Origin of the sequence: Vibrio sp. 1-1(7), from assembly GCF_013048485.1 — a bacterium.
Taxonomy (GTDB): domain Bacteria; phylum Pseudomonadota; class Gammaproteobacteria; order Enterobacterales; family Vibrionaceae; genus Vibrio; species Vibrio fujianensis.
Window position 1 is genome coordinate 639,899 of the sequence record NZ_VHSP01000001.1, and the last position, 21,372, is coordinate 661,270.

The 21,372-nt window shown below is 43.4% G+C and carries 19 protein-coding genes; 8 read left to right on the top strand and 11 right to left on the bottom strand.

From position 1 onward, the window contains the following. Positions 1-109: 109 nt before the first annotated feature. Both FKN05_RS03035 and FKN05_RS03040 read right to left on the bottom strand, forming a co-directional pair. On the bottom strand, positions 110-2,038 hold the full coding sequence (locus tag FKN05_RS03035) for an Hsp70 family protein (RefSeq protein ID WP_170886881.1): 1,929 nt from the start codon (positions 2,036-2,038) through the stop codon (positions 110-112). Continuing rightward, positions 2,038-2,670 (bottom strand): DUF2760 domain-containing protein, encoded by a 633-nt coding sequence (locus FKN05_RS03040; RefSeq protein ID WP_161426987.1) that lies wholly within the window; start codon positions 2,668-2,670, stop codon positions 2,038-2,040. Before FKN05_RS03040 ends, FKN05_RS03035 begins: the two co-directional genes overlap by 1 nt. 294 nt (positions 2,671-2,964) lie before the next feature. Here FKN05_RS03040 and FKN05_RS03045 point away from each other — a divergent pair, with 294 nt between their 5' ends. Further along, complete coding sequence (locus FKN05_RS03045) at positions 2,965-3,495, top strand: 3'-5' exonuclease (RefSeq protein WP_099612483.1); 531 nt, start codon at positions 2,965-2,967, stop codon at positions 3,493-3,495. A 10-nt stretch (positions 3,496-3,505) separates the two neighbouring features. Here the strand turns inward: FKN05_RS03045 and FKN05_RS03050 are convergent, their stop codons facing one another. The 3 genes from FKN05_RS03050 to FKN05_RS03060 all read right to left on the bottom strand — a co-directional run bounded on the left by FKN05_RS03050 (position 3,506) and on the right by FKN05_RS03060 (position 5,257). Beyond that, positions 3,506-3,961, bottom strand: coding sequence for a tellurite resistance TerB family protein (locus FKN05_RS03050; RefSeq protein ID WP_099612482.1), 456 nt, complete (start codon positions 3,959-3,961; stop codon positions 3,506-3,508). Positions 3,962-4,065: 104 nt separating this feature from the next. Further along, on the bottom strand, positions 4,066-4,410 hold the full coding sequence (locus FKN05_RS03055) for a VC1380 family protein (RefSeq protein WP_099612481.1): 345 nt from the start codon (positions 4,408-4,410) through the stop codon (positions 4,066-4,068). Between the two features lie 259 nt (positions 4,411-4,669). Continuing rightward, a complete protein-coding gene (locus tag FKN05_RS03060) occupies positions 4,670-5,257 on the bottom strand; it encodes an FMN-dependent NADH-azoreductase (protein ID WP_099612480.1) in 588 nt (195 codons plus the stop codon). Positions 5,258-5,507: 250 nt separating this feature from the next. On the opposite strand from FKN05_RS03060, the gene hrpA reads away from it, so the two are divergent. Both hrpA and FKN05_RS03070 read left to right on the top strand, forming a co-directional pair. Further along, positions 5,508-9,431 (top strand): ATP-dependent RNA helicase HrpA, encoded by a 3,924-nt coding sequence (gene hrpA / locus FKN05_RS03065; RefSeq protein WP_170886882.1) that lies wholly within the window; start codon positions 5,508-5,510, stop codon positions 9,429-9,431. Between the two features lie 199 nt (positions 9,432-9,630). Then, positions 9,631-10,110: an outer membrane beta-barrel protein gene (locus tag FKN05_RS03070; protein ID WP_099612479.1), complete on the top strand. Its 480-nt coding sequence runs from the start codon at positions 9,631-9,633 to the stop codon at positions 10,108-10,110. A gap of 103 nt (positions 10,111-10,213) precedes the next feature. On the opposite strand, the gene FKN05_RS03075 is transcribed toward FKN05_RS03070, so the two are convergent. After that, positions 10,214-11,113 (bottom strand): LysR family transcriptional regulator, encoded by a 900-nt coding sequence (locus FKN05_RS03075; RefSeq protein WP_524540885.1) that lies wholly within the window; start codon positions 11,111-11,113, stop codon positions 10,214-10,216. Between the two features lie 107 nt (positions 11,114-11,220). Between FKN05_RS03075 and FKN05_RS03080 the strand changes: the two genes are divergently transcribed. After that, positions 11,221-12,624 carry an MDR family MFS transporter gene (locus FKN05_RS03080; RefSeq protein WP_161426850.1) on the top strand — a complete coding sequence of 468 codons (1,404 nt, stop codon included), beginning with the start codon at positions 11,221-11,223 and terminating at the stop codon, positions 12,622-12,624. Positions 12,625-12,735: 111 nt separating this feature from the next. Then, complete coding sequence (locus FKN05_RS03085) at positions 12,736-13,218, top strand: GNAT family N-acetyltransferase (protein ID WP_099612478.1); 483 nt, start codon at positions 12,736-12,738, stop codon at positions 13,216-13,218. A 234-nt stretch (positions 13,219-13,452) separates the two neighbouring features. Here the strand turns inward: FKN05_RS03085 and FKN05_RS03090 are convergent, their stop codons facing one another. From FKN05_RS03090 to FKN05_RS03110, 5 genes are all read right to left on the bottom strand, one after another. Next, positions 13,453-14,172 carry a glycerophosphoryl diester phosphodiesterase gene (locus FKN05_RS03090; RefSeq protein ID WP_099612477.1) on the bottom strand — a complete coding sequence of 240 codons (720 nt, stop codon included), beginning with the start codon at positions 14,170-14,172 and terminating at the stop codon, positions 13,453-13,455. A gap of 273 nt (positions 14,173-14,445) precedes the next feature. Next, entirely contained in the window at positions 14,446-15,540 is a 1,095-nt protein-coding gene (locus FKN05_RS03095) for a sn-glycerol-3-phosphate ABC transporter ATP-binding protein UgpC (RefSeq protein WP_170887227.1), read from the bottom strand. A gap of 52 nt (positions 15,541-15,592) precedes the next feature. Further along, positions 15,593-16,435, bottom strand: coding sequence for a sn-glycerol-3-phosphate ABC transporter permease UgpE (ugpE, locus tag FKN05_RS03100; RefSeq protein WP_099612475.1), 843 nt, complete (start codon positions 16,433-16,435; stop codon positions 15,593-15,595). A gap of 10 nt (positions 16,436-16,445) precedes the next feature. Then, positions 16,446-17,327, bottom strand: coding sequence for an ABC transporter permease subunit (locus FKN05_RS03105; protein WP_099612474.1), 882 nt, complete (start codon positions 17,325-17,327; stop codon positions 16,446-16,448). A 198-nt stretch (positions 17,328-17,525) separates the two neighbouring features. Continuing rightward, positions 17,526-18,818, bottom strand: a complete 1,293-nt coding sequence (locus FKN05_RS03110) for an extracellular solute-binding protein (protein ID WP_099612473.1) — start codon at positions 18,816-18,818, stop codon at positions 17,526-17,528. A gap of 371 nt (positions 18,819-19,189) precedes the next feature. Here FKN05_RS03110 and FKN05_RS03115 point away from each other — a divergent pair, with 371 nt between their 5' ends. The 3 genes from FKN05_RS03115 (at position 19,190) to FKN05_RS03125 (ending at position 21,369) form a co-directional block, all read left to right on the top strand. Beyond that, positions 19,190-20,368 carry a methyl-accepting chemotaxis protein gene (locus tag FKN05_RS03115; RefSeq protein ID WP_099612472.1) on the top strand — a complete coding sequence of 393 codons (1,179 nt, stop codon included), beginning with the start codon at positions 19,190-19,192 and terminating at the stop codon, positions 20,366-20,368. 32 nt (positions 20,369-20,400) lie between these two features. Beyond that, on the top strand, positions 20,401-20,769 hold the full coding sequence (locus tag FKN05_RS03120) for a response regulator (RefSeq protein WP_099612471.1): 369 nt from the start codon (positions 20,401-20,403) through the stop codon (positions 20,767-20,769). Between the two features lie 276 nt (positions 20,770-21,045). Then, positions 21,046-21,369, top strand: a complete 324-nt coding sequence (locus FKN05_RS03125) for an STAS domain-containing protein (protein ID WP_099612470.1) — start codon at positions 21,046-21,048, stop codon at positions 21,367-21,369. Positions 21,370-21,372 lie beyond the last annotated feature (3 nt).

Consider the following 21,372-nt stretch of genomic DNA (forward strand, 5'->3'; position numbering starts at 1 on the left):
TTCAAAATATGGCCAAAATTGGTATGCCCCAATCACGCTATCGGTGATGTGGGGCAACTTATCAACGATGCCAATCGTTAAGCATCAAGTCATATGGGAAGGGGTTATTTTAGTGTTGAGTTGGAGAATGATTCTCTTCACGGACATTAAACTCAACATGCCATTTTTGACCATTATCGGCAGCGATGGCTTCTAAATAGAGTGTGCCTAATTCAGTCACTCGAGCCGCAAGTGTTACAGGCACAATATCACCTTCACGACGACCTTCCGATACGGGAAGCGTCACTTGAATTTCTGGTAATTCTGTTAATTCACCGTCACTCCAGTAATCAAGATGTGTTCCGGCCTTATCTTCTCGGCGTACAGTTGAACCAAAAAATTGGAAATTAACCGGTTGACCAATGACTAAACCAAATGGTTGGCTCGCCATATCAACATTAGATCCTTCTTCCATACCGAAAGGCGCTATGCAAACGGCTTCGACAGGGGGAGCCATGCCTGGGATGGCTGGCATGGCACTTTCGATCCCCACATAGTAACTAGAAGCGATGCCTCCACGGATACGCACTCCTTGTCCTTGACGTACCCGACCATAATAAGCGGCACCACAAGCGACTGCGAGATCAAGATCGACGCCGGTTAAGCGTTTGGTCACCGGTGCATTAGCAGCGGTTAACCAGTGATTAATCGTTTGTTCAAGACGGTCTGCTAATAGTGCAGATTTCAGCACTCCACCATTGAATAACAAGGCACTAGGCTTGATAAAATTATGAATTGGATCCGTTGGTTGGTTCTCCATCCCTGGGATACTGCTCATAAATGGAGCAAATTCATCAGTAAGACCGGTTTGAGATTCGCTTTGTGCCATCGCTTGTTTAGATAAAAAAGCCGCAATATGACGCGTGATCCCTGCATCCTGTGCATAGGGAAGGCCCATTTGAGTTAATGCACCACGGTTTCGTTGTTGTGGGTGTTGATCAATCGTTACCGTAGGAAAAAAACCTTCAACTAAGGTTTGTTGCACCTCTTGCTGAGTTAATTCGGTTTTCAAGGTTGCCCCGAGTAGTTTAGAACCCCGGCTAGGTACGATGATAGGGACCGACGCTAGGTCAGGATCATTGAGTAACGCCTCTTTTGCATCTCGACAAGCATGGGTCATGGCTTGAACTTGCCAAGGTTGTAATTCTTTCCCTTCTTTTGCTAGCTTGATTTTTAAACAGTAGGCGAGAGCAAGATCCATATTATCGCCACCGAGTAGAATATGTTCACCGACCGCGATGCGTTTTAAGGCTAGGTTACCGTCATCTTCAGTGACTTCAACCAAAGATAGATCCGTGGTTCCACCACCGATATCGACCACGAGGACTACGTCACCAACACTCACTTGCTGACGCCATTGATCGTGACTGTTATCAATCCAATGATAGAGGGCAGCTTGAGGCTCTTCTAACAACGTGAGATGAGCAAAACCGACATTTTTGGCCGCTTCTGCGGTTAAATCGCGTGCCGCCGGATCAAACGAGGCCGGTACTGTGATGGTCACCTCTTGCTCTGCCAAGGGGGCACTAGGATGAGCGTGATTCCAAGCGGCTTGTAAATGTTCAAGGTAGCACTCAGTTGCCTTGAGGGGAGATACTTTTTCTACTTCTTCAGGGCTCGCGACGGGTAAGAAAGCATCACGACGGTTGACCCCTGCATGACATAACCAAGATTTCGCACTCGTCACCAACCGAATTGGGGTTTTCGCTCCAAGATGACGGGCAATAGCACCGACTAAAGCGCTTGGTTCATTTGTCCATGGTAGTACGCGAGCAGATGCATTCATTTCATGTTCATGAGGCTGATAGAGAAAAGAAGCCAATTGTTGGCGCGTTTCTACCGTTCCTGGTGCCGTGAGCTGCGGAATAGGCATCACTTGCACACCCGCTTGTTCATCTTGAGTATCAACGTATGACATCACACAATGCGTTGTGCCTAAGTCAATTCCCACACTAAATTTTGCGTTGGTTTTATTCGTTGGTGAGGCCATTGGGTTCATTATAGCTCCACCTCAGCTGGGGTAATGATAGAGACATCATGATGTTGAGCTAATTGCGGCAGGTGCATGGCTGTTGCTTTCCAGCCTTTATGGATCAGGGTACCTGTAAAAGGTGCATGACCAGTTACATTTCCGATTAAGCGAATCGATTGAGGGTTAAATCCCTCTTCAATAGTCACGCGTGTTTCTTCTGCTTCTGAGCAGATCGGCTCAAGAGTAAGGTATTCGTTGAGGACTTTTTGACCGCCAGAGTGAATCACTCGAGCTGCAGCGCCAACCTCTTCATCGGAGAAATGGGTTAAATCTTCTTGCAAAAAGTCAATGAGACGAGCTTCTTGTTGCATAATAGAGAGTAATTGCATGGCAGAATCGGTCGCAGCGGTCGCTAATTTAGATTGGACTTCAACGACTTTTTCAATCACTTTCTCCACTTCAACAATCTTTTCAACCTCAATAATTTTTTCGACGGGTTTCTCTATTTCAACAATCTTTTCAATGGGTTTTTCAATTACTTTTTCTACTATCTTAGACTTTCTGCTGAGAGAGAAAAGCAATAGAAAAAGCGTGGATGCTGCTAGGCCAGCATGGAACATATCGAATGTGCTGGGAATCATAGTTAAATCGAAGTTCATGATGAATTCTCGGTCGTTTGGTCAATGAATAAAAGCCATTAAGCTGGGTCATTAACGGTCAGAATGCGTTAGAAAATTAGGGCTAATATTACCATATTCAAGTCGCAAGGCATGGATAAATAGCAAGGTGGGCTAACTTTTGCCTGCGTTTGATTGATTTTTGATCATCTAAGCAGGCTTATGACGAGGATTACGGGCTACAGGTAATAGAGAGCATCGAATTTTTTTTCATTATTCGGTAGGATGCCATTTTTGTATCAGTGTATAAGACAATCAAAACTGAGAGATGGGGCGATGAATTATAACCGAGTTGTGTGTTTTGACTTAGAAATGTGCTGTTGGAGTGACAATGGCGTCGGCACAACAGGCGAAATCATTGAGATAGGTTTAGCAGAGATTGATCTGAGAGCAAATCAGATAGTGAAACGAGCGCAATATTATGTAAAGCCAGAGCACGATGAAATATCTGCATTTTGTGCTGAATTAACAGGTATTACGCCACGAAAAATTGCCAAGCAAGGTCGTCCATTAGCCAACGTGTTGCAATCTATGGTAAAAAATTTTGGCGGCAACAATAAAATCTATGCTTGTTGGGGAAGGGATGATCGAATTTTGTCTCAAGAGTGTCAAAGCAAAGGGTTAGTGATGCCTTTTCAAGAATGCTTAAACTTAGCAACTCTTTACCGCATTCAACATCGGATGAAAGACCAACGCATCGGACATCGGGCCGCTCAAGAATTAAAAGGCATTGACTGGGAAGGCCGACAACACTCTGGATACGTTGATGCATATAATCTTGCCAAGTTGGCACTAACCATGCTTTAAGTACGGATGACTAGCGGGTTACAGGGGGCTCAACCACCAGTAATTTTGCACGGATAAATTGGCTGTGATCAACGTAAAGCAGTTCTGCAGTTTTGCGAATTACGGCCTCTTCTAGCGGATCAATTTCACCATCACTATGAGCGACTTCCCACATCGCTTTAATCAATTCGAAACGCGTTGCTTGATTTAAACTGCGTAATTGAGAAGTAAATTCATACAATGATGCCGATTGACGAACCTGTTGTTCCGATCGCGTCACTAATCGTTGCGCTTCCTCTTGATCAATACCCAACAGTCGTTCCAATAAAGTTAATTTGGCTTGCCGTTCTGTAGGACTGATTTGGTGATCGGCTCCGGCAACTTCACTGAGTAAACAAGCGATGGCAAAGTTAGGGTTCACCGTTTGTTGGCTAAGATCTTGTCCATCAAGTAGTTGCTTAAACAGGGAGGTGATTGCGTTAAACATAGCTTTTCTGCTTTAATATTGTTTCATCGATTAGAGAGCGTTATTGGGATTTTGTTCCCTTTTTTCAAGCCGAAAGTAAAAGCAAGAAAGGGCATTGATGATTTTTAGAGTTGTTCACTAATCATTTCAATAAATTCGGCGCTGGTCATTTCATGAGCAGCAAGAAGCATTGCGACCAAAGCTTCAATTTTCTCTCTTTGGCCACTCTCTCCACGAAAAATTTGTGCTAGTTGGTAGCGGATAAGGTCAATTTCATGTTCAACAAAACCTCGTCCTTCTTCTTCCCCTTCGTTTTCTTGTGGGGCGTTGTCAAATTGTAAAAATAGCAGCTCATCATCCAGTTGAGTGCCGACTAACTGTTCTGGCAGCCAAGATTCACCCATCACAATGTCTGGGTCAATATCGCTAGGAATATCATTTAATCGTTGTTTGAGTTCAGAAGCTTTCACAATTTTTTCTAGTTAGTCATGCTTATGGCTATTTTAGCGGTCATTGGTCAAGAAAACTAAGTTTTCTATCATCAATCAGACATGATAGGCGAAATAATCAACAACCCCTAGGTCTTTATTGACAATTTTATGTTGGCTAAGGCCATGATACGGCTTGAACGTTAAAGGTGTGAGTAAGCGTCTCACGCATCAAGAAGTGGCTAAATATCGATAAAACGTGAGAGGGGATAGCTTCATCCCCCTCTACTGGTATGCTGAGTTAAAGTACCATTTCAGCTAACTGAGCTTTGGCTGACGCAATGCCCTGCGTGGCAGAATCTTCTCCCATGTTGAGAGCTTCTGCGTAAGCGAACTGGACATCAGTGATGCCAATAAAGCCCAAGATCGTCTTTAGATAAGGGGTAACATGATCGGTATTACCATCTTTATGGATGCCACCACGGGTGGTGATCACCACGACTTTTTTGCCGGTGATTAATCCTTGCACTCCCGATTCGGTATATTTAAACGTCACCCCGGCACGAGCAATCAAGTCAAACCAATTTTTGAGCTGTGTTGGAATGGTAAAGTTATACATGGGAGCCGCAATGACAATTGTTTCGGCAGCGTTGATTTCAGCAATCAAAGTGTTAGATAACGTCACGACGTTTTGCTGTTCTTGAGATAAATCTTCTGTAGCGCGTAGTGCGGTGGCGACAGAAAAATCCAGCACAGGGAGCGGCTCTGCTGCTAAATCGCGAATCAGCACTTCATTAGCTTTAAATTGGCTTAAATAAGTATCCAGTAATTTGCTTGATTGAGAATATTCACCAAGGATGCTGGATTTTAGCGCAAGTATACGAGACATATTTTTTTCCTTTTCTGTTCTATTTTGTTTCAATGAGTTGACGAGGCAAAGGTCAACGAATCGATAACGCAAGAGTAAGCCTGACGCTTGGATAACATAAGCGGGCAAATTTGCTTAACTTATTCAAAATTTTTGAAGGTAAAATCTCGTGATTTATACCTAACAGCAAATGTAGATGGTCAGGTCACTTGCTGACAACTCTGTGATACAATTCGTTCAGTTTTATAGATAAATAAGAATAGGTAATGCTTTGACTCAGTCACAGCCTCACTCAATAGCGCCAAGCGACGCAAAAGCAAATAGCGCTAAATCACTGCAACAAGCCCTTAAACAATGTTTAATTAAAGATCGTTTTCGATTGAATAAACGGATTACTGGCGCGAGTAAAATTGCTAAAGAATCAGCCCGTCATGCTGTCTTTGATCAGATAGCATTAGACATCGCCCGCTCTATGTTGGTCGTTCAGCAGCGCATGGAGCAAGAGGTGACAATTGATTATCCTGAACAGTTACCGGTTAGTCAAAAACGTGATGAAATAGCGAAAGCTATCGCTGACCATCAAGTGGTGATTGTTGCGGGGGAAACTGGATCGGGTAAAACCACTCAGTTACCTAAAATTTGTGCCGAACTTGGGCGTGGAAAATATGGGTTAATCGGTCATACTCAGCCACGCCGCTTAGCGGCTCGTTCGGTGGCAACTCGAATTGCCCAAGAGATGGCAACTGAGTTGGGTGGTTTTGTTGGCTATAAAGTCCGATTTAACGATCAAATCTCTGAACAGACACAGATTAAACTAATGACTGACGGTATTTTGTTGGCGGAAATTCAGCATGACCGTTATCTCAATCAGTACGACACCATTATTATTGATGAAGCCCATGAGCGTAGTTTAAATATTGATTTCATTCTTGGCTATCTCAAACAACTGTTACCGCGTCGTCCAGATTTAAAAGTGATCATTACTTCAGCAACCATTGATCCGGAACGCTTCTCTAAGCATTTTTCTAATGCTCCTATCATTGAAGTTTCTGGTCGTACTTATCCTGTTGAGACGCGTTATCGACCTTTAGCTGGTGATGAGGATAGCGACCGTGATCAACTGGAAAGTATCTTTGATGCGGTTGATGAACTGTGTGCCGAAGGCTTGGGCGATATTTTGATCTTCATGAATGGAGAGCGGGAGATTCGTGATACGGCTGATGCTCTTTCCAAACGTAACTTACGAGATACGGAAATTGTACCTTTGTACGCTCGTTTATCCGCTGGAGAACAGAATAAAATTTTTCAGCCACACAGTGGGCGACGTATTGTGCTCGCCACCAATGTGGCGGAAACTTCGCTAACCGTTCCCGGGATTAAATATGTCATTGACCCAGGGACGGCAAGGATCAGTCGTTATAGTTATCGGACCAAGGTGCAACGTTTACCGATTGAGCCGATTTCTCAAGCCAGTGCGAATCAACGAAAAGGCCGTTGTGGGCGTGTAGAAGCGGGGATTTGTATCCGCCTTTATTCAGAAGAGGATTTTCTATCTCGTCCAGAATTTACCGATCCTGAAATTCTGCGAACTAACCTCGCTTCGGTTATCTTACAAATGACTGCGCTTGGATTAGGTGATATTGAAGCATTTCCTTTCGTTGAAGCGCCCGATAAACGCAATATTCAAGATGGCGTTCGTCTATTAGAAGAATTAGGCGCGATCAACAGCGAAGTCACCGATCCGAAGAAACGTTTAACTGAAATGGGGCGTAAGCTTGCCCGTCTGCCGATTGATCCTCGTTTGGCTAGAATGGTACTTGAAGCGCCGCGATTAGGTTGTTTGAAAGAGTTAATGGTCATCGCATCAGCGTTATCTATTCAAGACCCGCGTGAGCGGCCGAGTGACAAACAGCAAGCTTCCGATGAAAAACATCGTCGTTTTTTTGATGAAGAATCCGATTTTTTAACCTTAGTGAATGTATGGAACTACCTGCAACAGCAACAAAAATCCTTAAGCAGTAATCAGTTCCGTCGTCAGTGTAAGCAAGATTATCTCAATTACTTACGAGTTCGAGAGTGGCAAGATGTTTATTTCCAAATCCACCAAGCCATGCGAGAAATGGGCTATAAACTCAACGATGAGCCGGGGAATTACCAAGCAGTACACAGCGCAATTTTAGTCGGTTTATTGTCTCATATCGGAAGTAAGGACGCAGAAAAACATGACTACCAAGGGGCGCGTAATGCTCGCTTCCATATTTTTCCTGCATCAGGATTGTTTAAAAAACAACCCAAATGGGTGATGAGCGCAGAATTGGTTGAAACCTCTAAGCTGTGGGCAAGAATTGTGGCGAAAATTCAGCCAGAATGGATTGAGCCGTTAGCAAAACATTTGATCAAACGTAGCTATAGCGAACCCCATTGGTCGAAAAAACAAGCGGCCGTGATGGCTTATGAAAAAGTTATGCTGTATGGGATTCCCATTGTGGTGAAGCGGTTGGTCAACTATGGCAATATTGATGCGACTTTAAGTCGTGAAATATTTATCCGCAGTGCGCTCGTTGAAGGGGATTGGGAAACAAAACATGCGTTTTTCAAACAAAACCGCTCACTGTTATTGGAAGTTGAGGAGTTAGAACATAAATCTCGTCGCCGAGATATTTTGGTTGATGATGAAGAGCTGTTTCAGTTTTATGATCAGCGAGTTGGAACGGAAGTGGTTTCTGGACGACATTTTGATGCGTGGTGGAAAAAGGCTCGTCAAACTCAGCCAGATTTACTCAACTTTGAAAAAGAGATGCTTTTTAAAGGAGATGCTAGCCACATTACCGAGCTCGATTATCCTAATTTTTGGTATCAAAATGGTATTAAATTAAAACTCAGTTATCAGTTTGAGCCTGGTGAGGATAGCGATGGGGTGACGGTTCATATCCCACTTCCGATCCTCAACCAAATTGAGTCGACGGGTTTTGACTGGCAAATTCCGGGATTACGCCACGAATTGGTGGTAAGTTTAATTAAGTCACTACCTAAAACGCTGCGTAAAAACTTTGTCCCCGCCCCCAATTATACCGACGCATTTTTGGCGCGAGTCACGCCAATGGAGTTGCCATTACTCGACGCGCTAGAAAAAGAACTGCGTCGGATGACCGGGGTGGCGATTCAGCGCGAAGACTGGAATTGGGCGCAAGTGCCAGACCATCTTAAAGTGACTTATCGAGTGGTCGATCATCGCCATCGCAAATTAAATGAGAGCAAAGATTTATATGCACTTAAAGAGGCTTTAAAAGAGCAAGTGCAGCAAACTCTTTCACAAGTTGCCGACGACGAGATTGAGCAGAAAAATTTACATACTTGGTCATTCGGTGAGTTACCCAAGGTTTATCAACAAAAACGAGGCGGCTTTGATGTTAAAGCTTACCCCGCATTGGTGGATAATAAAGAGAGCATCGAGATTAAGTTGTTCGAAACAGAGTATGAGCAGCAGTGTGCTATGCAAGCGGGGCAGCGGCGCTTAATTTTACTCAATGTGCCTTCACCAATAAAATATTTGCATGCGAACTTACCCAATAAATCCAAATTGGGATTGTATTTTAATCCTTATGGCAAAGTATTAGATTTGATTGACGATTGCATTGCTTGCGGGGTTGATAAACTGATAGAAGAGCAAGGCGGGCTCGTTTGGCAACCAGAAGCATTTGAGGCATTAAAAGAGCACGTTCGTGCTGAATTAGGTGATACCGTTGTCGCGATTGCTCAACAAGTTGAAACGATTTTAACCACGGCTTATAACATTAATAAACGCCTTAAAGGGAAAATCGATTTTACTATGGCATTTGCGCTATCTGATATCAAAGCGCAAATGGAAAGCCTCATTTTTAAAGGCTTTGCGACCGAGTGTGGTTATCAACGGTTGCCGGATATTTTACGTTACATGAAAGCCATTGAGCGGCGGATGGAAAAATTGCCCATTGACCCGAATAAAGATCGGCTGCATATGTTGAAGATAGAATCGGTAACAAATAACTATAAAGCATTGCTGAATAAAATACCCAAAGGGCAGGCTGTTCCTGATGCTGTGAAAGATATTCGTTGGATGATTGAAGAATTGAGAGTGAGCTATTTTGCTCAGCAATTGGGGACGCCTTACCCCATTTCTGACAAGAGGATCATGCAGGCGATTGACGCTTGTTAATGAGGGTTTAGTCAGAAATTTAGTGACCCGATAAGCTCGCTGCTTGAGGTCCCTTAGGGATGACTCTATAATTTCTGAAAAGTGGTATACCTGCTAACTATAAATGATGGCACTGTTAATGGATACAGCAGTGGTTATTTTAAGTGGTGGGAAAAAGAGGCTTGCATAATGCGGTCTTCTAATGATGAAAAGGTTTATTATGAAAAAAACTCTTCTTGCACTGGTGTTGATCGGTGCATCTTCAACAGCAATGGCTGATGCGTTGGTTTACGGTGGGGCGTCTGTGGGGCAATCAGATTATCGTGGGGAATCAAGTACGGCTTATAATGTGCATGTCGGTACTGGTATCTTGCCTTTTTTTGCGGTTGAAGGTGGGTATAGTGATTTTGGCGAATTCAAAATTAATGGCGTTGATACTTCGGCAACGACAATGTATGCGGCATTAAAACCGAGCATCGATTTTGGTCCTTTGCATGTCTATGCACGCGGTGGTATCCACTCTTGGAAAACCGAAATTGGCGGAAGCAAAGATGACGATGGTTTCGATATCATGTATGGTGTTGGCGCAGAATATTTCATTATGGGGCCTTTTTCTATCGGCGCTGGCTATCACCGTTATACCCTTGATAAACATGATGTTAAGGTACTTTCTTTCAACGCGACATTCCATTTCCTATAAAAAATTGGCTTAACATAATCTTAAACCTCACCTTTATTTTTGCCGAATGATGGTGGGGTTTATTGTTGAATGCCCCCGTCGTCTATTCGGCTCGTTTATTTTGTTATGTCAGCCAGTGATGAAAAGCGACTCGTGACCAGTGAGAAATAATATAGTCAATTAAGGCTTGAGTTCTTTCTGGTAGAAAACGCCGTTGAGGATGTAATAAATAGACATCAGAACCTTCCATTTGCCAATCAGCAAGTAATGGTATTAATTTACCTTGATGCAGTTCTTGAGTTATTAACCCTTTGGGCAGGCGAGCAATGCCCATATTTAAAAATGCCGCATTGACAATGGTGTCCAGCTCCTCTGATCCCAATCTTGGTTTCGGCATAAATTGAAATTTTTCTCCACTTTCCTGATGTATAAATACCCATGCTTGTTTTGTATTCAGAGTTAACAGCGGTAAATTAAGTAATTGTTCAGGATGTTGAAGATCGAGAGAATTCGCATAATCAGCTGAAGCACATAATAGTGATGGATTACTGGCTAACTTTCTGGCAACCCATTCCGATTGCGGCTGTGGCCCAAAACGCAGAGCAATGTCTAGATCGTGTCGAGTAAAATAATCCATACCTGCACCGACTTGAATATTGATATTAACGCTAGGGTGCTGTTGACAAAATTCTATTGCGAGTGGGCTGAGTTGATGACGAATTGGAATGATGGGAGCATTGATTACAATATCGCCACGATATTCACTTTTCGCTTGCAGGGCTTGCTCTTGTTTGAATTCTATTTCAGCAAAGAGTTCAGCATAGGTAGCAAATAGCAGTTCGCCTTCTTTAGTTAAAGTAATCGCTTTACTGGTACGGATTAATAAAATACGACCAATATCTTGCTCCAACTGCTGGATTCGCCGGCTTAAAGTGCTTGTAGATATCGCTTTTTGTTTCGCTGCGAGTGTAAAGCTACCACACCGTACGACAGCGATAAAAAGTGCCAAATCATCAAGTTTCATTATTAATCCCATTTTTGCAATTTTCTATCCCATTCTATCCTATTTTAGAAATGGTGTGATTAGGATATCTTGTCCGGGAACGTCTTTTCATCCATCAAGAGGGGCATATGCCGACCGACTCCACTTATACCGATAACCCAAAAATTATTTTTGCCAGTGTTGCCTTGGTGATTGCTTTAGGATCACTGGAAAAAAGTATTGTGACGACACCGCTCGCCTTAATTGGTCAAGAATTATCAGCAGGTGAGTCATTAACCTGGGTGATCACCGCTTATTTATTAGCGGCGACAGCGGTGTTGCCTGTTTATGGAAAGCTTAGTGATCTATTTGGTCGTGTTCGCATGCTTAATACCAGCATTTTTATTTTTATGTTGGGCTCTGCATTATGTACCTTTGCGATTGATCTTCCGACCTTGATTGGCTCGCGAGTAATCCAAGGTATTGGTGGCGGCGGTTTAATTGCATTGGCTTTTACTGTGATTGCTGATTCGATTCCTCCGCGACAAGTCGGCAAATATCAAGGCTATATTTCAGCGGTTTATGCCGTATCAAGCATTGCTGGCCCTTTATTAGGTGGTTATTTTGCCGAGCATCTTACTTGGCGTTGGGTCTTTGGGATCAATTTACCATTGGGTGTGGTTGCATTAGTGATGGTTAACCGATACCTACGCCATCTTAATCGACGTCGTCATAGCCGGTTTGACTGGATGGGAGCTGGATTATTGATGATCGCCACCACCATGTTGCTATTGCTACTTTCATCGCATTCATTAATCTCCAATGGGTGGGGGGCATTTATTTTGCTACTGAGTGTGTTGGGGCTGATCGTTGTGGAGAGACAGGTGAGTGATCCGATTCTTCCTGCGAGATTGGCTCGATTACCCAACTATTTGACAGCCATTTTACTCATTATGGGATCACAAATGCTCATGTTTGCATTGCTTGTCTATTTACCTCTGCAGTTGCAATGGCAAAAAGGACTCTCCCCATCACAAAGCGGCACTATCATGGTGATTTTTATGTTTTGTATTACTGCAGGGGCTTACATTGGAGGGAAGTTGGTTGCCCATTATGCACGATATAAGCTACTCGTTACGGTAGGGTTTAGTTTAGCAATGGTGGCTATTTGGCAAATTCATTATGATATTTGGGTGAACTTTGCGTTAGGTTTTGCAGGGATTGGGCTTGGTTTTACTCTTCCAGCTCTCGGGGTTGTGGTGCAAAGCGTTTTGCCTGCCAGAGACCGAGGTATTGGGATGTCGCTATTTAATTTTGGACGAGAATTGGGTGGTGCATTAGGTGTCGCATTTTGTTCCGCACTTTTTTACTTACGTGTTCCACAAACCGTTACTGTGAGCGAGCAAGGAGCAAAACAAGCGGATACCAGTTACCAGTTACTCGCTCAAGGATTTAGTCTGGTCTATATCGGCATGAGTCTTTTAGCGTTATGTGCCGTGCTATTAACCTTAGGACGATTACGGAAAGATGCCTTAATGGGCGATGAAAAATAAACGTCGACAGAGCGCGCCATACTGAATTTTCGTTGTCAGTCATCCATGGTGGTATGATTTCACAGCTCTATCCGATAGAATTGCCACATGATGCCTGATTAACGTTACCTTATGTCTTCTATTTTTCTTTGTGCCGCACACATGGATGATTTGCCCGAGCTTAACCAATTAATGTTCGACTTACATGATGAACATCATCAAGCTTGTCCGGAATATTTCAAAACGGCACAAGAAATAGAACAAGAAAAGAGCATCGCACGCTATCTTGATGATCCAGAATGTTTAGTCTATGTCGCTAAATGTGGAAGGAAAATTATTGGTTTTGTCACCGGGCATTTTTGTGAACTAGTGTCAACCGTTAGCCAGCCTGTATTGATGGGAAGTATTGATGAGCTTTATATAAACCCTGACTATCGTCAACAAGGCGTCGCTCGCGATCTACTCAGTCATTTAGAACGTGTCTTTATCACTTATGGTGTTAAAGAGCTATTTGTTGAAGTTTGGGCATTTAATCAGGCGGCACTACATCTTTATCAAGCATCTGGATTTAACCATCATATTCATTGGCTACGTAAATCTGTCACAAGTAGCTAAAAGAGCCAATTTTTATTGAAATATCCCCTCCCTACTTGAATCTGCAGGGGCTACGTCCTTTCACCCCAATCACATAGCTTGTCTAGGCTCATCGGGATGATGAGAGCTAGAGCCATCCTTGGTTTTCGTCACGGCTGTTTAAATTCGTTCCAGACAAATTTGTCACTCACTTGCTGCCGACCTGCAACTCCAAGTGGTTTGGGTTAACCAGAAAAAATTAGGTGGTGAGAGCATTTATTGGCTTTTTTTCATAAATCGGCTCGGCCAATCTGAAAAGATCGCGTCCACATGATCAAGATAACTAAATCTATTGGGGTCATTCACGGTATAGCACCAAATTTGATATCCGTGAATTCGTAAATAATCAATATGTCTTTGGGTTATCCAGCGATAGTTGAGGTTTGCACTAAATGCCTCAACGTCTCGCATGACTTCTTTGTCTTTGTTAGAGAGTCGTTCACTTAAAACACCGAGTCGATAGCCAGGACAGTGTTGATGTAGCTTACGAATAATCTCATGGCTAAAGCTAGAAAGTAGTACCTTTTTGGGGTCTAAGCGACTTCGATCAAGTTGCACTTTGAGTTGTCTTGCCACTTGATCTGCATCGTGTTGATCGATTTTGACTTCGATATTTAACCCTAATTGGTTATCAGCGGCGAGTTCAAGTAACTCTTGTAGTGTCATGATCGGTTCGCCACTAAATTGAGGATCAAACCAACCACCAAAATCGAACTGCTGTAACTCGGCTAAGGTATAGGCATCAATTCGCCCTTTTCCATTACTACAGCGGTCGATGGTGTGATCATGGCATACGACCAGAATATTATCTTTGGTGGGTTGAACATCAATTTCTACCCAAGACAACCCCATATCAATCGCAGCCTGTACGCTGACACGAGTATTTTCTGGATAGCTTCCAGCCACACCCCGGTGACCGATAATCATAAGTGACATAATGTGTCCTTAAGTGATGAGTATTGTTGATGCAGCAACGACGAGATCGACTCGATGTTGAAGGGCCAAATAAGTGAGACCTGCCGTTACATGGTCGACCAATAGATGTTGCATTTAGAGAGTTTATCACTAACGATGGGCGCATAACGACCTAATTTATTTTTGTCGGCGACTAATCAGCATCGCTGGCTCTGTTCAAGATAGAACGCCGTGCGCTTGCTGAAAATAACGCGAGGATTTGTTTTTGTTGAGTCGATAAGCTCACATCAATCCTTATGCAATGGCCCGTTTAGCAAGAGAGGTTGGGCATAAACGTTTACCTTGCTGATCAAAGAGGTGCAAGCGATCAGATGTTATGGAGAGGGTCAGTGGCTTATGCTCCGCAAGTGGTATTTCTGGAGTTACGGCGATAAAGTCAGCTCGGTTATCTAATCCGATAATTTGTCCGTGAACTAATTGATTTGGCCCTAAGGGCTCGATGACATGAATCTGTAAAGTCAGGGTTAGTTTGTGTTGAACATGCGAGATTTCGGCATGTTCGGGACGAATGCCCAACGTGAGTGATTCTGCGCTCAGTCCTTGGTATTGAGGAAGATAGAATTGCTGATCTGCAATATGCAAGTGACCATTTTTTAGTTGAGCAGGCAGGAAGTTCATGGCTGGGCTACCAATAAAACTGGCGACAAAGGTGCTGGCCGGTTGATGATAAACCTCTGCGGGGGTACCGATTTGTTCAATTGCACCGTCTTTGAGAACCACAATGCGATCGGCCAGCGTCATTGCTTCTATTTGATCATGAGTCACATAGACACTGGTGACTCCTAATTGACGTTGTAGCGTTTTGATTTCTAACCGCATATGGGCGCGTAGAGCGGCATCTAAGTTCGATAAAGGTTCATCAAACAAAAAAAGTTGCGGATCACGAACAATGGCACGTCCCATGGCGACCCGTTGCCGTTGTCCTCCTGAGAGTTTACTGGGTTTACGCGCTAAATACGCTTCGATCTTGAGCGTTTTTGCCACTTGCTGAATTTTTTCTTCGATGGTGTCTTTATCAACCCCGCGATTTTTTAATCCATAAGCAAGGTTATCGTACACACTCATATGTGGGTAAAGTGCATAGTTTTGAAACACCATCGCAATGTCTCGTTTAGCCGGTTTTTCCTTATCGACCCGTCGGCCAGCCAGATAAATCTCACCATCTGATATGGGCTCTAGTCCAGCAATCGAGCGTAAAATGGACGACTTTCCACAGCCAGATGGCCCTACCAATACAATAAACTCACCTTGTTGGATAGAAAGATCGATCCCTTTCACGGCACGGTGACCATTTTCGTAAGTTTTTACCAGCTGTTTGATTTCAAGCATCACGTTTTGCGGCTCCTGTGATGGAGTGTGGGGTACTAAATGGATAGCAGTATTATTTTTCACTTTCGACCAGTCCTTTGACAAACCAACGTTGGAAGATGACGACCACCAAAACGGGTGGAAGCATGGCTAATATGACCATGGCAAAAGCGTAGTCATAACGCGGTAAATTGGTTTCGTTGATGTTATTGAGAATTTGTTTTATCCCCATCACGATGGTGTTGTAGTGTTCATCGGTAGTCATCATGATTGGCCATAAATATTGATTCCACCCCACCACAAACATAATGATAAAAATGGCTGCCATCATGGTTTTTGATAAGGGGAGCAGTATGTCGATAAAAAATCGAATCGGCCCTGCATTATCGAGTTGTGCTGCTTCCATTAATTCATCGGGAATGGTTTTAAAAAATTGACGGAAAAAGAAGGTTGCGGTTGCCGATGCGATCAAGGGTAAAATTAAGCCACTATAGCTGTTGAGCATTCCTAGGTTGGAGACGACCTCATAAGAGGGAATGATCCGCACTTCTAAAGGTAACAGTAAGGTCACAAAAATTAGCCAAAACCAAGCACTGGCGTAGGGAAGGCGGAAATAGACAAGGGCAAAAGCTGCCATCATGGAAATAATAATCTTACCAATAGCAAAGCCAAGCCCCATGATCATCGAGTTTGTAATCATAGTGCTGGCGGTAACATTTCCAGCAAAACCAACGCTTTTATTCCATGCCTCTTGGTAAATGGCCACAGTATGCTGGCCGATGCTCCATTGTAGCCCTTCACTGATAATGGTATTGGGATGATGGGTTGAGCTGGCGAAAATTAACCAGATGGGGAGCAGCATAAACAGAGTGCCCGCTACCAGTATCAAATGGTCAGAAAGCTTGTTACTTTTCATCATTAAGCCTTTAGTAGTGGACGCGTTTTTCAACGTATCGAAATTGGATAAACGTCAGCATAAGTACCAGTGCTAACAACACGACAGATTGTGCAGAGCTACCCCCTAAATCAGCACCGACAAACCCATCCCGATACACTTTATAAACCAAAGAGGTGGTGCTTCCACCAGGGCCACCATTGGTCATGGTGTCGATCACCCCAAAGGTGTCAAAAAAGGCGTAGGTAAGGTTTATCACCAGCAGGAAAAACCCCGTTGGTGCTAGGAGAGGGAAGGTGATAGTCCAAAAACGTTTCGTATCACTGACACAATCCAACATAGCGGCTTCTTTGACCGCATAAGAGATTGATTGCAAACCCGCCAAGAAATAAACAAAATTAACCGCCACTTGTTTCCAGACAGAGACTAAAATTAGTGCAAAAGTGGCATCAACGGGGTTGGTTTGGAGACTGAACTGCCAGCCAAACTGAGCAAAAAACTCCGTCAAAATACCAATATGTGGATTAAACAAGAAACCGCCGATGATCCCAGCGACAGCAGGGGCTACAGCGTAAACCCACGTTAATGTCACCTTATATGAGCCTTGGCCGTGAATAATATTATCCGCTTTGACGGCTAGTAGTAGGGCAATAGCGAGAGATAAAAAAGAAACCAAGAGGGAAAACAGCACAGTAAAACCGAGCGATGATAAATATTCTGGGGATTGAAAGAGCATCTGATAGTTTTCAAACCAAACAAACGTCGATGACATTCCCCAAGGATCTTCTAACATAAAAGAGAGATAGATTGCTTTGATTGCTGGGTAGACAAAAAAAATGGCGATGATCACGATCTGCGGTGCCAGCAAGAGATAAGGCAAAGGCGAGTGTAGAAATTGTTGTCGACGTTCCACAAGTTTTTCCAATTAAATTAATAAGCTATACCCTTCCTACTTGAAGCTGCAGGGACGTTGGCTACGTTTATCCACCCCCAATCACCTAGCTTGCCTATACTCATGGGGGATTTACTTACTTGCCACCTACCTGCAACTGCAAGTTGTTTGGGTATATTAAAATCCCCGCAACATAACTTGCGGGGGGGGCGATCCACATCATTGCATCGTGCGAGCAAAGCGGCTCAATAGTGTTTCACTTTCTGTTTTCACTTTATTCAGGCTATCTTTAACAGAAGAACGGCCCGCAAAAATATTGTCGAATTCTCGGTGCATTACTTCTCGAATCTGCGGGTAATAGCCTAAGCGATACCCTTTGGTCCATTCACCAGAGGGTAAGCTGAGTTGTTTGACACCCACTTCTGCATCAGGATGTTCGCGGTAATAACCTGACGCTTTTGTCATCTCATAGGCGGCATTAGTTACAGGAACATAGCCGGTGGTTTGGTGCCAATACATTTGAACTTCTGGACGTGTTAAGTAGGTAAAGAAAGCGGCAACGGCTTTATCTTCTGCTTTTGAATGGCCATTTAAAGCAAACAGCGCTGCGCCACCAATAAAGGTATGCGTGCCGTTTTTATTTAATGATTGCCAGTAGGGTAAGTAAGTGGTGCCAAAATCGAAATCGACTCGGTTACGTAAGCCACCGAAAGAACCCGATGATCCCATCCACATTGCCACTTCTTGACGTTCAAAGGGGATTTGGTTGGCATCCCAATTGCTGCCGTAATATTTAAAATAGCCTTTGTCTGACCACTCTTTCAGTTTTCCAATATGCATTTGCATATCTGGGGTATTCACCATGACGGTTGAAGAAAGTGCTTGATAGCCATTTTGCTGATCGGAGAGAGGAAGATTATGGCGAGACTTGAAGTTTTCGACCATGATCCAAGGTGTAAGAGACTGTGAAAACGCTGCATATCCTTTTGATTTGAGCTTGATAGCCAGTGCTTCTAGCTGCTCGTAGGTTGTTGGTGCCTCACCTCCAACTTGCTTGAGAATGTCTTTATTGTAATACAGCACCGGCGTGGAACTGTTAAAGGGCATGCCGACCATTTTACCGTTATTATCCGCATAAAAGTTACGTACACCTGCCAGATAATCTTGGGAATGAAAGGTATAACCCGAGTCAATCATAATATCTTGCACGGGTTTCGCCACGCCCGGAGCATTCATAATGGTGGCTGCGCCGGCATCAAACACCTGCAAGATGTTGGGTGATTGTCCCGCACGAAAAGCAGCAATGCCAGCGGTCAGGGTTTCAGTATACTCCCCTTTATAAATAGGCGTAATTTGGTAATCATTTTGTGAGGCATTAAAATCAGCAGCAATTTTATTGACCGTTTCGCCTAATTGGCCACCCATTGCATGCCACCAAGTAATATTGGTGGCTGCGAAACTGGTTCCTGAACAGGAGATAGACAGTAGGCTCGCTAACCATAGCTTATTCATTTTTTTTCCTTAGTCAGTTTCGAACGAGACGATTCTTATTTCGTTTGATGCTGCTATGGTGGCGATGAAATGTGTCACTCCCGTGGCGATTAGGTTTCATTGTTGTGAAAGGTTTATGTCATTCAGAAGGCATTGAGAAATGTCAGCTTCGACGCTAGGGTCAATAGACCTTGGGCCTCGTGCGGTATTTTTGTGAAGTTATTAATAGATTAAATATTATTTCATCCGCTCATTTGCCTACTAGATACCTGACTGCTACTTTTAAAAAAACAGGCTGATATTCATGAACCATCATATCACTACTGAAAGGGTAGGAATGTAGCCAAAGATAATCATTAGAATAACGTCAGTTAGGCATAGGAATATAATCCATGTTAGTGATTAGACTTACCCCGTTGTTTATGCCTGTGTTGCTGCTATCGGGCATAGGCATTTTTTACTCAGATATTGCACTGGCTATCAGTGTGCCTCTTTTCATTGCGTCAATGATAAGTATCGGTTATGCCGCTTGGAATTATGAAGCGTATATTAAAACCGTTAAACAGCAAAAAAAGCAGATTGAGCAGCTTTCCTCACAGCAAGAATCCGAGTTGGAATCTTTTCATTCTCTTGAACCTCTATTTATTGAGTCTTTACCCATTTGGTCGCGGCATATTGATTCAGCAAACCATCATTTGACCGAGTCTGTGGCGGAACTCAGTGAACAATTTACTCAGTTAGTTGAGCGCCTTTCCCATTCCTTGTCGCTCCAAGCTGGTAGTGATCGCACTCAAGACCAGTCTATTCCAGAAGAAATTAATCAATGTCGCACTATGCTAAATGAGGCGGTAGAGGCTCTTCGCTCCGGTCAAGCGTTACGTCAGCAAGTACTGAGTGAAATGAGAAATTTAGTTCAGTACACCAGCGCATTGAAAAAAATGGCCAGTGATGTGGTTGGTATTGCAGAAAAAACTAATCTACTGGCGTTAAATGCGGCCATTGAATCAGCTCGTGCGGGGGAAGCGGGGAGAGGATTTGCTGTTGTTGCTGATGAAGTGCGAAGTTTGTCCCACCAGTCAAGAGAAACTGCTAACCATATGACGGAGCAAGTGAATACCGTCAACTTAGCGATAGAAAAAGCTTGTAACATGGTACAGCAAGTGAATAAAGATGAAACTGAACAGATGAACCACACCGAACAGCGCATCGATGAAGTGATGAGCCATTTTCAGCATATGCTGCACACTTTAGATACCCAAGCTCAAGGGTTAACAGAGGAGGCTCATCAAGTCAAAGAAACGGTCACACACGTTATTATTCGTTTGCAGTTTCAAGATCGAGTGAGCCAAATTCTTGATCAAATTAGCTTGAATTTAAAAGAGTTAAGTGAATCCATTGCGTTGGCGAAACAGGATCGAAATCATCCTGTTGTTGGTCAGTTATCACCACAAAAATGGCTTGAAAAGCTGAAAGGGAATTACACCATGATAGAGCAGCACCAAGTTCACCGCGGAGAAGAGCATCAATCGAATGTGAAAAGGGCGGTTCAATCAGACATCACGTTTTTCTAACTCATTGGGGCTACCAATAAGGAGGTTTGAAGATGAGCAAAACCATTTTAGTCGTTGATGACTCTGCGGCAATTCGTCAAGTGGTGAGTTTGGCTCTCAAAGGGGCTGGCTATCAAACCATTGAAGCCACGGATGGTGTGGATGCGTTAAAAAAAATTCAGGGCGTCAAAATTCATTTAGTGATTAGTGATGTCAATATGCCCAATATGGATGGTATTACGTTATTAAAAGAGTTGAAAAAACAACCAAGTACTAAATTTACTCCTGTGATCATGCTGACTACAGAATCGGAAGCGGGCAAAAAAGATCAAGGCCGTTTAGCGGGCGCGAAAGCATGGGTGGTTAAACCTTTTGTGCCTGATCAAATGCTGGCTGCAGTCAATAAATTAATGCCAGCTTAGGGTCTGCTGACCTTTCGAGCTGATTTTTTCAGCAGTTTGTGGCTTCTTTATATAAGGCAGAGGCTTGAAATGTGGTGACTCTACCTGAGAAGCCGATAACGCCGTAGAAAGGAGCCACAAACGCTGCCCGAAAGGTTCGGCTAAAAGCGTTTTACTCTTTGTTGAGCGGTGTTTTGCTTAGAATGACTAGGCGACAAAGCTCTCGCCGCGATTAAAACGCTTTTATCTCGAACAAAATTTAATCGCGAAAGGTCAACAGACCCTAGGAGGTATGACATGCAGGTACTTGAGGAAAATAAAGAGCAAGTCCAAATCGCATTAACCGGTGAGTTAACCATTTATCAAGCAGATGCATTGTATGAATTTTTAACACCTTGGGCTGAGCAATCGTGTGATGTTGTCATTAACGTCGAACAAGTAACCGATATTGATACCAGCGCCATTCAATTACTATTGATGTTGGATAAAGTCAAAGAGCAGCAGCAACAACGCTTAATTTTACTGGGTGATAGTCCATTACTTCATCGAGTGATAGAAAAATTAGGGGTTAACCGCATGAAAAGTCAGTTGCAGGTGCTCTCTAGTCTAAAACAAGGATAAAAG